Annotated in this window: 11 protein-coding genes; 1 reads left to right on the plus strand and 10 read right to left on the minus strand. The window is 37.6% G+C overall.

Annotation, left to right across the window (positions count from 1 at the left end; all coding sequences use genetic code 11):
* Positions 1–292: 292 nt before the first annotated feature.
* A complete protein-coding gene (gene dnaE, locus F0919_RS00795) occupies positions 293–3,244 on the minus strand; it encodes a DNA polymerase III subunit alpha (RefSeq protein ID WP_150030809.1) in 2,952 nt (983 codons plus the stop codon).
* Positions 3,245–3,334: 90 nt separating this feature from the next.
* Positions 3,335–4,522 (minus strand): DNA polymerase IV, encoded by a 1,188-nt coding sequence (gene dinB, locus F0919_RS00800; RefSeq protein ID WP_150030810.1) that lies wholly within the window; start codon positions 4,520–4,522, stop codon positions 3,335–3,337.
* A gap of 352 nt (positions 4,523–4,874) precedes the next feature.
* On the opposite strand from dinB, the gene F0919_RS00805 reads away from it, so the two are divergent.
* A complete protein-coding gene (locus F0919_RS00805; protein ID WP_150030811.1) occupies positions 4,875–5,405 on the plus strand; it encodes an SRPBCC family protein in 531 nt (176 codons plus the stop codon).
* A gap of 101 nt (positions 5,406–5,506) precedes the next feature.
* Here the strand turns inward: F0919_RS00805 and rfbA are convergent, their stop codons facing one another.
* The 8 genes from rfbA to F0919_RS00845 form a co-directional block, all read right to left on the minus strand.
* Positions 5,507–6,367, minus strand: a complete 861-nt coding sequence (rfbA, locus tag F0919_RS00810; RefSeq protein ID WP_150030812.1) for a glucose-1-phosphate thymidylyltransferase RfbA — start codon at positions 6,365–6,367, stop codon at positions 5,507–5,509.
* Between the two features lie 40 nt (positions 6,368–6,407).
* Entirely contained in the window at positions 6,408–6,959 is a 552-nt protein-coding gene (gene rfbC, locus F0919_RS00815; RefSeq protein ID WP_150030813.1) for a dTDP-4-dehydrorhamnose 3,5-epimerase, read from the minus strand.
* A complete protein-coding gene (rfbB, locus tag F0919_RS00820; protein WP_150030814.1) occupies positions 6,960–8,009 on the minus strand; it encodes a dTDP-glucose 4,6-dehydratase in 1,050 nt (349 codons plus the stop codon). It lies immediately after the preceding gene.
* Between the two features lie 668 nt (positions 8,010–8,677).
* Positions 8,678–9,709, minus strand: coding sequence for a sugar transferase (locus F0919_RS00825; RefSeq protein ID WP_150030815.1), 1,032 nt, complete (start codon positions 9,707–9,709; stop codon positions 8,678–8,680).
* 250 nt (positions 9,710–9,959) lie between these two features.
* Positions 9,960–11,111, minus strand: coding sequence for a non-hydrolyzing UDP-N-acetylglucosamine 2-epimerase (gene wecB, locus F0919_RS00830; protein ID WP_216629349.1), 1,152 nt, complete (start codon positions 11,109–11,111; stop codon positions 9,960–9,962).
* An 18-nt stretch (positions 11,112–11,129) separates the two neighbouring features.
* A complete protein-coding gene (locus F0919_RS00835; protein WP_150030816.1) occupies positions 11,130–12,188 on the minus strand; it encodes a DUF354 domain-containing protein in 1,059 nt (352 codons plus the stop codon).
* On the minus strand, positions 12,189–13,337 hold the full coding sequence (locus F0919_RS00840; RefSeq protein ID WP_150030817.1) for a prenyltransferase/squalene oxidase repeat-containing protein: 1,149 nt from the start codon (positions 13,335–13,337) through the stop codon (positions 12,189–12,191).
* Entirely contained in the window at positions 13,334–15,475 is a 2,142-nt protein-coding gene (locus F0919_RS00845; protein ID WP_150030818.1) for a bi-domain-containing oxidoreductase, read from the minus strand. The genes F0919_RS00840 and F0919_RS00845 overlap by 4 nt, the downstream gene beginning before the upstream one ends.
* Positions 15,476–15,489: the final 14 nt, after the last annotated feature.

A 15,489-nucleotide genomic window follows, 5' to 3' on the forward strand; every position in this document is an offset into this window, starting at 1 on the left:
CTCAATTAACTCATATGCTATATATTAAAATTGGCATTTCCTGTTGTTGCTCTTAGGAAGAGTACTTTACAAATGAAAAGAAAGTAAATTATAGGTAAGTTAAGCGAATAATTTCTTTTATTAATTGTAATAAGCTTAGTAGAATATATAAAACCTCATTTCAAATCTTGTCTAAAATTAGACACATGTTTTAAAGGCTATACTGCCTAAATTATAATTCAAGAGGAAGTAATAACCCATCAATAAATCAATATCCTTTTATTTTTCTCCTTACTATGTGGATAGTCATTTTTTACTCACTTCTCGGATCCTGCAGTAAAGGTACTCTCGCCACTTTTTCAACTTCTATGGAAGGATAGCCGAAATCCAACACCACTTTACCTTGTATGAGATACACTCCAAATCCGTTTAAAGGATAGGCTTTAAGTGAAGGCGGAAAATGAATGGTATCAAAAAAGTCACCATTTACATCAAAAAAGGTTCCGAATTTCATTACCTTATTTTGTTTGGTCCACACTTTTTTATCGGCAACAAAATCGCCAAGGATGCGAATGGTTTTACCTTCAAACTGAGTCAGTGTTTTGGCAGAGGCATCGCCTCTGAACGTGGTCTTTACGAGATCAAACATAGAAGCCGATATAGGGAATCCTAATAATTCAATTTCATCATAAATATCTTCTACTACGTTTGTTTCCAGCTCGGGCAATGTAAATGTCCTGACATCATGATCGAATAAAGACAGCGTATTTACTTGTTGCTTTGCTCCGCTTAATAGCAAATGTGCTTCCCAAAGCAATGTCTTTTTATCAATACCCGTAAAATTAAATGCACCGCTGCGAATCAATATCACAAGCTGCTCCAACCCAATACCGGTCCGCATTAATAAATTGCTCAGGCTTGTATAATTACCATTTTGTGTTCTTTCATCAGGTATAAGATGCGCAAAATGTGTTTCGAGGTTTTGAATATGTTCCAGGCCTACATAGACATTATTATCTTTGATATTAGTAGCATAACTGCTGTTATTCACACAGGGCGTATGCAGCCGGGCACCTGCTTTTTTCACTTCATTAAAATAGACTTTGCTATGATAAAAACCACCGTGATTATTAATAACTGATACCATAAACTCCATCGGATAATTAGTTTTCAGGAATAAACTCTGATAACTTTCTACAGCATAAGACGCAGAATGCGCTTTATTAAAACTGAATCCTGCAAAGCTTTCTATCTGCCGCCATACTTCAAGGGCAGTACATTCAGAATAACCTTGCCCTTTGCAATGGTTAAAAAATTTGTCTTCAATCTCTTTTAGCTGAGTGGCATCACGTTTTTTACCACTCATCATTCTCCGCAATACGTCCGCATCTGCCAGATCAAGGCCTCCAAAATGATGTCCGATGCGCATCACATCTTCCTGATACACCATAATGCCATAAGTGTCTGTCAGATGTTCTTTCATTACCGGATGCAGATAAACAATATCTTCAGGATCCGTATTATGCCGTTCAATATAGGCTTTCATCATACCGCTGCTTGCAACCCCGGGCCTTATGATAGAACTTGCAGCAACTAATGTCAGGTAATTATCGCAATTCAACTTTGATATCAATTGCCGCATGGCCGGACTTTCAATATAAAAACACCCGACCGTATTGGCAGACTTTAACTGATTATTGATAGGTTCATTTTTGAAAAAACTTTTCACATCATGCACATCAATTGTCTGCTGTTTATTTTGTCGTACCAGTTCAATACAATCCTTAATGTGTCCCAATCCACGCTGGCTTAATATATCAAACTTCTCCAGTCCTATGTCTTCGGCATTATACATGTCGTATTGAACGGTGGGCATACCTTTTGGCGGATAATCCAATGCGGAATAGCTGATAAGCGGCTCTTCTGCAATCAATACGCCACTTGCATGTATCGTACGTTGATTGGGAAATTTCTCCATCTGACCATGAACCGAAAGTATCATTTTCGCTACTTCGTGTTTATTCATTATGGCTTCAGGATCATGTACCATTAAATCAATTTCACTCTTAGGGAGGCCATATATTTTCCCTAATTCCCTGATGATGCTCCGGTTTTTAAAAGTACTTGTTGCACCCAGTAAAGCCACATTGGGATAAGTTCTGAAAATATGGTCATAAATCGCATCCCTGTCGCGCCATGAAAAATCGACATCAAAATCAGGCGGGGATTTTCTTTTAGGATTCAGGAAACGTTCGAAATACAGATTCAATTCAATAGGGCAAACATCTGTAATGCCCAGGCAATAAGCAACCAGACTATTGGCACCACTACCCCGCCCTACATAATGAAATCCTTTATGAGTGGCGAATCTGCAAATATCATTAGTAATTAAATAATGAGGCGTAAAATTCAGTTTTTTGATTATGTCCAATTCCCTGCGGACACGCTCATTTGCTTGTTTATTATGTAAACCATATCGTCGTTCCAGGCCTTGCAACGCAAGCTCTTCTATATATTGCTCGTCGGCATACCGGCTTCCTTTAAATGTCTTTTTGTTTCTGTTGGTTGAAAAATCATAATTGATATTAAACGTAAAATCAAAGCTACAGGTACGCAGTAATTTTTCCGTATTACTTATCAATTCAGGGAAATCTTTAAATCCATTCAGTAGTTGCTGTTTTGAAGGAAAGGATTCCATGTTGTCGGCATACTGTTGCGGATTTAGCTGGGAAACCAGCAGGTTGTTATCAATGGCCCTGAGCTGCTTATGTAGTTCATAATCTTTGAGGGTGATGAATGAAACCGGTTGCCAGATTAGATACTTATTTTTCGATGCAGTATCTAACCGCAATTTATTAAGTTGAAAACGGCGTACACCTATATATTCCTGCTCTTTCAATGCGGTTATCTGTTTCTTGCCAAAAGGATAAATCCAGTAAACATCATTGTATTCCGGAGCGTCTTCAGGCAATTTGATATTATATTCATTATGGTAAGTACGCCATTCGTTCAACTGCCTGAATCCTGCAGTGTTCTTTGCGATACCGATATAAACTAAAGCGTCTCCATTACGGAATTCCATGCCGGCAAGCCCGTTAATGCCTCTTCCCTGACATTCTTTGATGAAAGCCAGGGAAGCAGCACTGTTGTTAATGTCCGTAAGTACAGCAGTATCATAACCACGTACAAGCAATCCCGTTACCAAATCATTGATGGCAATGGTACCGTAACGAAGGCTGTGGCAGCTATGTACGTTTAGCAGCATAAGCAAGAAGTAGTAATAGTTTCAAATTGTTTTGAAGCACGAAAGGCTTAATGCCAATGGTTCAACCCAATTATTAACAGACAGGGTTTGTCAAACACGAAAGGTAGCGGCTCTATAAGTCTTTCTTTTATCCTTTTTTTCTGTAAGCATAGCCTTTTTAATCATGGCTGTACCAAACCGCGTCCTGATATTATCCATTGCTGCCGATAAGTTCAACTCTGTAATAGCGTCGTTAAATAAATCAATCTGATAGCTGCCTGTAACCAAATCACTGCATTTTACACCTATCAGCCTTATCAACATACGTTTGGAATACAGTTTATGGAATAGGGCTAAGGCTTGTTCTGAAAGCGTTCTGTCTGATGCAGTATAGTCTATTTTTATTTGCCTGGTATATGTTTCAAAATTGGAATAGCGGATTTTCAGTGTCAGGCAGGAAGTCAGTTTTTGCTCCTTCCGTAATTCAAAAGCAAGTTCATCGACCATCGTTACAATGTGTTTTTTCAACAATTCCATATCAATCGTATCCTTGTCAAAAGTATGTTCCTTACTGATGGATTTCTTTTCACTATAAGGTACTACAGGTGAATCATCCAGGCCATTTGCCTTTTTCCATATCGATACCCCGTTTACACCCATCACTCTTGCCATTACTTCCAGGTCCATCTTTTGTAATGTGCTAATCCTTGCAATGCCCATATTGCGCAAAAGCGTAAAGGTCCTGCTTCCTATCATTGGTATTTTACGAATAGACAAGGGCGCTAAAAATTCTTTTTCCCCGCCCCGAAAAACATGTTTTTCCCCATTAGGCTTTGCCTGGCCTGTGGCTATTTTTGAAACAGTTTTATTAACAGAAAGACCAAAGGAGATGGGCAACCCACTTTCCGTAATAATATGCTGTCTCAATTCCTGCATCCATTTCCAGCAACCGAAATGTTTATCCATGCCGGTCAGATCGAGATAATGTTCATCTATGGAAGCCTTTTCTACTATAGGTGCTTTTTCAGCAATAATATCAGTAACCATTTTGGAATATCGTGCGAAAGAATCGTAATCGCCCGGCACCAAACGGGCTTCAGGGCAAAGCTGACGCGCCAGTTTCATAGGCATAGCACTATGAATTCCAAACTGACGCGCTTCATAACTACAGGAAGCTACAACACCCCGATCGGAAGAACCACCTATAAGCACAGGTATGCCCCTAAGACTTGAATTTTCCAATCTCGCTACCGACACAAAAAATGTATCCAGATCTAAATGAACAATATTTCTTTCCATTGGTCTATAAATAAGAGTCTTTATAAATTGACACTATAAATGTCATTATTTTGACTACAATAATAACACTAAAAGACAGTTTTGCAAAAAATATTTTATGCCATTATCATTGAATAACCCTGCTCTACAATCTATAAAATTATTATCCTTGAAAAAATTTAATAAAAAATCGCAAGTAAATATTTTGCAACCGAATAATTGCATTTATATTTGCAACCGAATGGTTTCTTTAATAAATTTAAATCTTAGAAATGAGTAAAATTGATATTTGGCTGGAATGGTTTAGAAAAACCTGGGAAAGTCGCTTTAATGAACTTGAAAATATATTATCCACTTTTAAAAATAAACAATCATGAACAGTAATCTTCTTTTCGATTTTTCCGTAGATAAGGAAAACAAATGCATCCGAGTAAAACGTGCTTTCGCAGCAGACAAGGAGTTAGTGTGGGCAGCCTGGACAACTCCTGAACTATTGGACTTATGGTGGGCTCCCAAACCATATAAAGCACAGACCAAATCAATGGACTTTAAAGAAGGTGGCACCTGGCTTTATGCAATGCGTTCACCGGAAGGCGTGGCACACTGGTGCAGAGCCGATTATCAGAAAATTTCAGCTCCTGAGTATTTTTCAGGGTTAGATGCTTTTTGTGATGAAAATGGAAATATAAACAAGGATTTTCCACGATCCTTATGGAACAACACTTTTAGCGAACATAGAACAACTACACAAGTAGATATTGTAATACAGTATAAAGAGCTTGTCGATCTTGAAAAAATTATTGAAACAGGGTTCAAAGAAGGATTTACTATGGCATTAGGCAATCTTGACCAGTATCTTGAAGAACAATCCAAACTCCGGAATCAATTGCGTGAGAATAAATAGTCCGGGCTATTTTATTTACCTTACTTTAATCCAAAAGGCGAACATCAAATTGAATGTTCGCCCTTTTTATAATATTTGTTTGAATATGATCAGACACAGTATTATTTCGCTATCTGTGCGAGATAGATACCGTATCCGCTTTTTTTCAAAGGTTCGGCCAGTTTCAGTAATTGTGATTTATCGATAAAACCCATTCTGTAAGCTATTTCTTCAGGACAACCTATTTTCAGCCCCTGACGGTTTTCAATAACTTGTACAAATTGGCTCGCCTGCATTAAAGAATCGTGCGTGCCGGTATCTAACCAGGCTGTACCACGACTTAAAACCCCTACTTTTAATTTGCCTTGCTCCAGGTAAACTCTGTTTACATCTGTAATTTCGTATTCACCACGTGCAGAAGGCGCAATATTCTTCGCTATTTCTACTACCGAGTTATCATAGAAATATAATCCGGGCACTGCATAACTGGATTTGGGTTGTGCCGGTTTTTCTTCAATTGAAATTGCCTTAAAATTATCATCAAATTCAACTACACCATATCTTTCAGGGTCGCTTACCTGATAAGCAAAGATGACTCCGCCTTCAGGATTATTGTTTTCCTGCAATAATTTAGCTAAGCCACTGCCGTAGAAAATATTATCACCCAATACCAAAGCAACACTGTCGAAACCAATAAAATCTGCACCTAATACAAACGCCTGTGCCAAGCCATTAGGCACTTCCTGAATCACATATTCAACCCTGCAACCCCATTGAGAACCGTCACCCAATAATCTTATAAATCCTGCCTGATCTTCGGGAGTAGTAATAATCAATATTTCCCTGATACCTGCCATCATTAAAATGGAAACAGGATAATAAATCATGGGTTTATCATAAATAGGCATCAATTGCTTACTGATACCTTGTGTTATGGGATATAATCTGGTTCCGGAACCTCCGGCGAGAACAATGCCTTTCATTTTGATTTGTAGTTTGGGATAGTGTGTTTTTGACTATTGGCTATTTAAAAATATAAGCTGATTGAAAATCTCCAAGCAGGACATCCTTTTCTGATATTTCAGCACTTTTCATGGGGATTTTCCAATCTATATTAAATTTGGGATCGTCGTAACGGATACCGGATTCGGAAGCTTTATTATAGAAATTGTCACACTTATAAGAAAACATAGCGGTTTCACTTAAAACAGAAAATCCATGCGCAAATCCTCTTGGAATATACAACTGCAGGTTATTATCTGCGGAAAGCTCTATTGCAAAATATTGTCCGAATGTTTCTGACTTTTCCCTTAAATCAACTGCTACATCTAAAACGGCTCCCTGAAGCACTTGAACCAATTTAGCCTGTGCATGTTCTCCCATCTGAAAATGCAGCCCTCTTATAACTCCATATCCTGAAACAGAAATATTATCCTGCACAAATGCACCACTTTGTCCGATTGCGTCTTCGAATTTCTGACGATTAAAGCTTTCAAAAAAAAATCCTCTCTTATCCTTAAAAACTGCAGATTCTATAATGAAGCAATCTTTAAGTTTTGTCGCTGTTGCCTTCATTTAAGATTGATATTGTTTTTCATAATATTGCTGATAACTTCCACTTGTAACATTATTAAGCCATTCTTCATTAGACAAATACCAGTCAACCGTTTTTTCCAACCCCTCTTCAAATTGCAGGCTTGGTAACCATTCCAATTCTTCTTTTAATACGGTAGCATCTATTGCGTATCGTAAATCATGTCCCGCCCTGTCTGTTACATAGGTAATCAGTTGTTCGGATGTTCCTTCATGCCGTCCCAGTTTTTTATCCATTATGTTACACAGCAATCTTATCAGATCAATATTCTTCCATTCATTATGGCCGCCGATGTTGTATGTTTTTCCTGATACCGCTTTATGAAAAATAGTGTCGATAGCCCTTGCATGATCTTCTACCCAAAGCCAGTCGCGTACATTTTCACCTTTACCATAAACAGGAACGGGTTTGTTGTTTTTGATATTATTGATAGCCAGAGGAATCAGTTTTTCAGGAAAATGATGGGAGCCGTAATTGTTGGAACAATTGGAGATAACACAGTCCATACCATAGGTATCCTGATAGGCTCTTACAAAATGGTCGGAACTTGCTTTGGAAGCAGAATAAGGACTGTGGGGATCATAAGCCGTTTCTTCGGTAAACATACCTTCTTCGCCCAAAGCCCCATATACTTCATCGGTACTTACATGATAAAAACGATGCGCTTTCAGGTTATCTTTCCATTGATGACGGGCTGCATTTAAAAGGTTTACCGTTCCTACTACATTGGTCATAACAAATTCAATCGGATTGCTGATAGAGCGATCTACATGCGATTCTGCAGCAAGATGTATAACGGCATCAGGCTTAATCTCTGCAAATAAGTTAGTAAGAAAAGCAGCATCTGTAATGTCTCCTTTTACAAATGTATAATTCTCTTTATCTTCAATATCCGTGAGATTAGCAAGATTGCCTGCATATGTCAACTTATCAAGATTGATAATTTTATAATCTGGATACTGATTTACAAAGCGGCGAACGACGTGTGAGCCTATGAAACCGGCGCCTCCGGTGATGATGATGGTTTTCATTTTTTTTATTCCTCAGCAGTTTTACTTTATGATATTCATAAGCGGGAACAAAAATAGTAAATGTAAGAAGGAGTTCCAAGCCTGATGTAAGTAACGGGTGTAAGAACAGGAATTTTATTTCACAGAATGTGAATTTCAAAACAAGAATAGGGGTTTCAAGCCAAAACATGCAATTTTATTCATGTAACACAGCGTATAAAATTATCATTATAACATTTTACAGTTCTTTTTTAAATAAAAATTCGGTGAAGAATAGGCTATATGCCACTTCCTTTACCTGTTTTTCCTGCAATTTTTATATCTTGGCATCAACCAAACCATCCATCTCATGTATAATGAAAACTTAAGTGCTTCTATGCGCATCCCCGGCCCGACCATGTCTAAGCTTTTAGGCATATCATTGTTGGAGTATTATAATCTCAAACATGATATTACAGAGCATTCTGATGGCTTCGGAAATGTATATGAATACATTATAGAAATTCATCGTAATAATGACCCTGGACTTCTTTCAAAAATCATACTACCAGACAATTACATTCTGAAATTTGACGCACAATGTGTATTTCCGCATTTAGTTAGCTGAACATTAAAAGTTATGCATACTAAAAGAAAATAGCAGATCCGATTGACCTGCTATTTTCTTTTAGTATTATCTCTGCTGCTTCCTAAGCGCTTCTTTTCTTTTTAACTACAATGTTATATACCGCATTAACAAAATAACGTGTATCTGTGAAATGAGGCTTTTCAATTTTCTCAATCAGATAATGACGCTCTGCTTCCTGCACGCTTTCTACATCACTTCTTCTGTTCAGCGCTACATACGGAGGAATGCATCCCGGCTTTTGGGTAATACGTAATTTTTGTAAATCTTCTGTAATATCTTCAAAATATCTTCTTCCGACAGGACGGATACCCACCAATTTCATTTCGCCTTTAATTACATTCACTATTTGCGGCATTTCATCAATCCAATATTTCCTGAAAAACTTACCCCAGGGTGTTAACCTGAAGTCATCCGCCGGCTTACCTGATGCAGCATAACCATTTTGTTTCAAGACATAATCATGCAAATATTCGGCATAAGGGTGCATTGTGCGAAACTTATAAACGCCAATCATTTTACCATGTTTACCAATTCGCTGCATTTTGAACAATAGACCGTAGCTCGGGTTCATATCAAAAGCAGGTTGCTTAACTTTTTTACCTACAAAATACAATAATCCGTTTATACTACGTTGGTCAACAATTTCAAATCCGCAACTTACCAGACGACCGAGGATTTCAGCCTTGGAAAGCAATCTTTCTCTACCTTTTGTTACGAAAAAATAGATTTTTTTTAAACCTGTTACTTTCGGGAACATACGTAAAAAAACAAATTCAAGCATAAAGTAAAAAGAGCCGATTATTGGCACTTTCCCTATTTTTTTTCGCTGTTTGCGAGCATGAAATGTTTCACCACAGCCAATATAAATACCGTCTTGTTCTAAAGTGGCATTAACTGTTTCGAAAAATTTATTAATTCTCCTGATATTATTTGTCTTTGCCAGGTTAATGATCGCAGTCTTTGAATCCTGACTCTGGATGTTAAAATCAGTTGTAGTAGAAACAATAAACGTCTGTTCATCGGCTGTATCCACAAAGGAAGATACATACTCATTTACCTCCGAACCAGCCTGGGAACTGATTAGATTTTTCATAATACTTTCTTGGTTTGGTTATTGGGTTAAATTAATTACATCCATATACCTGTTAGCCGTATATGATGAAAAAAATCTTATGGTTAATTTTATGGCTTACTTAAATTACTTTGGTCAGAAGTAATTGTCATTTCGTGCAAAGGTAATAAAATTAGGTTAATTTAAAATAAACAAATTGAAACATAACTGTGTACAATGTTAAATCTAAGAAATGTAAGACAATTTTTGTTTATTAGAAGGTTTTGACGTATTACATCTCAAACCTTAATATTGCATTTAAACATCTTTCAGCTGTTTTACCATCCCATAGTTCCGGAAAAACTGGCTGAGTTTGTGTATTATATACAACTTCAAATTCTTTCCTGATCCTGTCAATGTTATTGCCTACCAATACACTCAGGCCACCATGTTCTTTAAGTGTAACCGGTCGTTCCGTATTCCATCGCATTGTAAGGCACGGAGTACCCAGCACCGTGCATTCTTCCTGGAGCCCGCCGCTATCTGTTAACATCAGCTTTGCGCCCATATTCAAGCGTAACATGTCATGATATGCCAAAGGATGTAATAAAACGGTACGCTTATTTGAAATCAGCTTATTCCATAAACCAAAAGCTTTTAATTGCTTTTCGGCTCTTGGATGAACGGCCCATGCGATTTCCATCTGAGTGGTCACTTCATTTAAAAGGAAATTAACCAATGCAACAAACACTTTTTCATTATCTACATTAGATGGCCTATGTAAAGTAACTACAGCAAACTCTTTCTTCAGAGCATCCTGATATTCTGTATCGTTGATCTTGTTTTCCCTGATTATATCTTCTATTTTTATTTTCGAAGCCTGCTCTCTGTGTTCTTCAAGCGTATCAATCATGATATTACCAACAAATTCAATATTTTTTGCCTGCACGCCTTCTTTAACCAAATTATCCACGGCCATTTTATCAGGAGTCAATAGCAAATCAGAAAGCCTGTCTGTGACAAGCCTGTTTATTTCTTCCGGCATATCCATATCCATCGAACGCAAACCTGCTTCAATATGGCATACTTTTATTTTAAGCTTTTTGGCGGTTACAGAACAGGCCAATGTAGCATTTACATCACCTAAAACAACTACCCAATCTGGCATTTCTTCCAATAATACTTGTTCAAAAGCTATCATTGTGTTTCCCACCTGTTCGGCATGCGTGCCGGAACCAATTCCCAGGTTTATATCTGCGTCGGGAATATTCAATGATTCGAAAAATGTTTTTGACATACGGTCGTCATAATGCTGTCCTGTATGTACAAGTATATGCTCAATTCTGTCTTCATTTATCGCATTATAGCGATTGATTGCATGAATAAAAGGCGCAATTTTCATAAAATTAGGCCTTGCTCCGACTACTGATATTATTTTAATCATTTTGGTACGAATACTTATTTACTTTTTATTTGGCAAAGAATAGTTTATAATATAATCAGTTAAGAATTCAGCTAAATCAATACAATCATTCAGCATTTCGGTCCTTCTTTGTTGAAAAGTAGCTTTGAGATTTGGTAGTGATAATATTTCTGAAACTTTTTCATACATAGCCGCTTCATCAGCAGGCCTGATACCATAGCCCAGTTTATATTTTTCTTCCAATTGTTTGAGATAACTGATTTTACCTACAAAATCATTAAATCTTATAAACGGTATTCCTAATACACCTGCTTCAGCAGCCATTGTCTGGCTATCACCGATGTATAATTCGGTAAAGGCCATTACATGATGCATATCAATAGGTTTAACAGCAAGCCTGTATGGTTCAAGTTCCTGCCCTAATTCACGTTCACTTGTAATAAACACTTTGCCATGTTTCGACAAAATATCAATTATTTTTAAAGCGATTGTGTTGGTAATTCCTTTGATTCCATCATCATGATGTGCCGTCAATTTAGCAAAGCGAAGAATGAAGTACTTTTCCTTTGTATTTAAATATTTTGAAGCTATTTCTTCGGAAGGTGTAAAATGATTGGGGTGTAGGTAAGCCAATTCATGATAACCTTTATATGGCACTTTTTTATTCTCCCATTTACCTACGGAACATACTTCCGGAGCAATGATGCGCGTTGCCCAAGGATAAGCCAACTTTGCATAAAGCGGGACAATCTCCGCATCATCTTCATTGACATTAATGGAGGGGATGCCTAAAAATTTGCCAACATGAGAAATGGCAACAGAGGTGCCTGCTAAAAGGTCCGGCTTAAATTTCAAACAAACTTGCCATAATTTCAAATCCTGCTTCAACTGTCCTATGGCAACGTGTAGCTTGCCATCTTTTCTACCATCCGGCAATATGTTCAGATATTCTATGTCCGTTGCTTTCAACAGCTCTTCCAAGACATCTTTTTTCTTTATTACTACCAATACTTTATCACCACGTGAACGAAGATTAAAGATTACATTTTTGAAAAGATGAAAATGAGCCGGATGCCCGAGGTGAAAAAGTATATTCATTTAATTATTATTTCTATTCGATAATGCATATGCCATTCCTGCGAACATCCAGGCATTTGACCACCTCATAAATGAAGTTTTAATAATGTAGTTTTTAAATTTCCTAAAATAGAATCCTCCATTTGGAGCCTGCATATTTTTCACCATCCAATCAGCCACTAACATAGCCTTATCTTTTTCCCCAAAACGAGATAAAGTAAGCAGTGATTGCCCTGCGGCTGTACAATCAACAGGATAATGCTTATGAGAATAAAAGTAGGGTCTTCCATTACCGGAAAAAAAGGTATTTTTATAATAATCAAAACCTTTTCTTAACTGCTCGTTGTATGAGGATGTATCAAAGTGAGTAATAAACTCATCCAAACAATCTAAAACGTAGCCTGTATGATAATTATCTACCCAGTTACCTTTATCTGAATAATTAAAAGCTCCATTAGGCTGCTGAAAATTCAAAACAAATGCAACAGCTGGTAATGCATGATTAAGGAGTGATTTATCCTTATTAATTGCAAAAGTCTGCGCCAGAATTCTCACACCTTTCATCGAGGCATTTAAAACAACTTGTTTATCAAAAGGGGAATAAGAATAGCAAAAGCCATGTTCTCCTTCCGTTCTGTTTAAATCCCTCAGTACAAACTGAGAAGAACTAACAACCAAATCTGCACATTTTTGAATGCCTGTTATCTTCCAGCATTCAAATAATCCATTTGTAATGATCCCGGTTGCAACTACTGTAGGCTGGTAGGCAGGAATGTTTGCCCTGCGTGCTTCCCAATCAAAGTCGTATCCCCAACAAGCTCCGGAAAAACCTTCAGGAATCAGCAATTCAAGTTCTGACAATAAATATTCAATCTTTCCGATAAGTTCCGCTTTCACCTGCGGGTTCGACATTATCAGATATGCATAGGCCTGTATACACAGACCTATTGTTACGGGGTTGTTGCCTTTAGGCACCAAAAGAATTGGTCTAAGGTTAACGGGAATTCTCTTTAAGAACTGTTGTGCTCCGAATCTTATTAATTTTGATGATTTTAAACCGGGCAACCTAAAAAACGGAGATTTAAGGGCATCATACGGATCATGTCCTTTGTATTCTTCTTTTTCAATAAAAGATTTCAGTTTAAATACTGCACTTTCTAATGATGTCATTTCATTTGTATTTTCCTGTTCTCTTTAATACTTTGCAATATTTTAATGGTTGCCAATGAACTTAGCATACATTCTTCAAAGGGTATAGGCTGTGGTGAGCCGTTCTTAATCGCATCCAGAAAAGCATGTACTTCATTTGCATGACCTTTATCCTGACCTTTGTATTTGGTTGTTTTTTCAGCTTTGTTATAAACCGTCATTGTCTTGAAATCGTCAATTTTGACAACTGTTCCACCACAGAATACTTCTATAAGCTCTTTTGAAAGAGCCTTACTACCATTTGCAAAGTAATTAACCGAAGCAACACTACCATTTTCAAATTCCATGTTTACAACCACTGTATTGTTTAATCCGTTTGGATCAATCATGGCAACAGCCGATACTGATGTAATTTCAGCTCCTGCGAGAAACATAGCCAGATCAATAAAATGACATCCTTCTCCAATAATACGACCTCCGCCAATTTCAGGATCATTTACCCAATGATCGGCCGGCATAACACCTGAATTGACTCTTATATTTATAGACTTTGCCTGCTCTTTAACAAACATCTTCCGGACTGATAGGATTGCCGGCGCAAAACGTCTATTGAATCCAACCATAACAAATATGTTTTTGCCTGCCTTTGTTGCACTATCATGAGCTTCCTTTATTGCTTCCAGCTCTTGTTCATTCATTGCCAAAGGCTTTTCGACAAAAACATGTTTGCCGCTTTCAATAGCTTTAATAACATATTCTGCATGAGAATTATGCCTTGTCGTTATAAAAATCGTATTGATTTTTACGTCCTGAAATAATTCTTCGGCAGATTCTGCGCAGTAACTAAAGTCATATTTCGTTCCCGTATATTTTGACATATTTCCGCGAGCTGTTGCAATACCTATAAAATTGCATCTTCCCTTCATTTGCGGCATAAGGGTGCCTTGCGCGAAATTACCTGCGCCAATCATTCCTACGTTCGGTTCTGCAGGGTTCACTACAGTTTGCCTAAGCTCAATCCTCTTTTTAATTTCCCTACCTTTATCATATTCTATCACAATGCCATTAAATGGTTCATTTTTGGATAAAATCATATCATAGGCATCAGGAGCATTTTCCAAATTGTAGGAATGCGAAATGAAATTACTGATGTCCAATTTTCCAGCTGCCAATAAATCCAAGAAACTTAGCATGTTTCTTTTCTCTGTCCAGCGCACATAACCAATAGGATAATCCTGTCCCTTTTCTTCATAGTTAATATCACCACGGCCCGGCCCATAAGACATTGACATCCTCAGATCCAGTTCTTTTTTGTAATAATTTACCCTATCAAAACCAGTAGGAACAGCCCCGACAATCACAACTTTAGCCTTTTTACGGGCTGCCTTACCTGCAAGCTCAACAGGATCCAAAGATGAAGTACCTGCCGTTATAATAATAGCATCTACTCCATAGCCATTACTGAACTTTGCAATAATATCTTCGATGCCAGGCGTATTTCGATTAAAAACGTTTTCAATACCACTGTCTATAGCCTGCTTAATTTGAATATCGGAAACATCAACGCCTATAGTTCTTACACCTGAGGCGCTTAAAATCTTTGCCGTGAGTTGTCCGATCAACCCCATTCCTATTATCAAACAGTTTTCACCTAATCTTAAATCGGCCTGACGAATACCTTGAATAGCAATTGCTGCTATTGTGCTAAATGCAGCTTGCTTTACTTCCACGTTTTCAGGAATCCTGGCGACCAGATTTACAGGAACAGCTATTACATCTGCGTGAGATGCGCTTGCGCCACCGCATGCAACATAGTCGCCCACTTTATATTCTGTAACATCAGAGGCAACTGCTATTACTTCACCGGAGGTACTGTAACCCAAAGCAGAAGGTGCATCCAATTTGTTCATTACAAATTTATAAGTGGAGATTAAGCCATTGAGCTTAACCATTTCTATAACCTGTTTTACTTCTTTCTGGCGGCTGCGTGCTTTTGCTATATAACCTTTCCTTGCGTCTGTAACTGTCTTTCCTTCTGTGCCTGCACTAATAACAGAATAATGATTTCGAACCAAAATTTGTCCCGGAGCCAAGGCAGGAAAAGGGACTTCCAATATTTCCATTTTTCCTGATTTAAGTTGTTGTACTAATTGTTCCATGTTTGGTATATGGT

This window comes from Taibaiella lutea (assembly GCF_008629695.1).
Taxonomy (GTDB): Bacteria; Bacteroidota; Bacteroidia; order Chitinophagales; family Chitinophagaceae; genus Taibaiella; species Taibaiella lutea.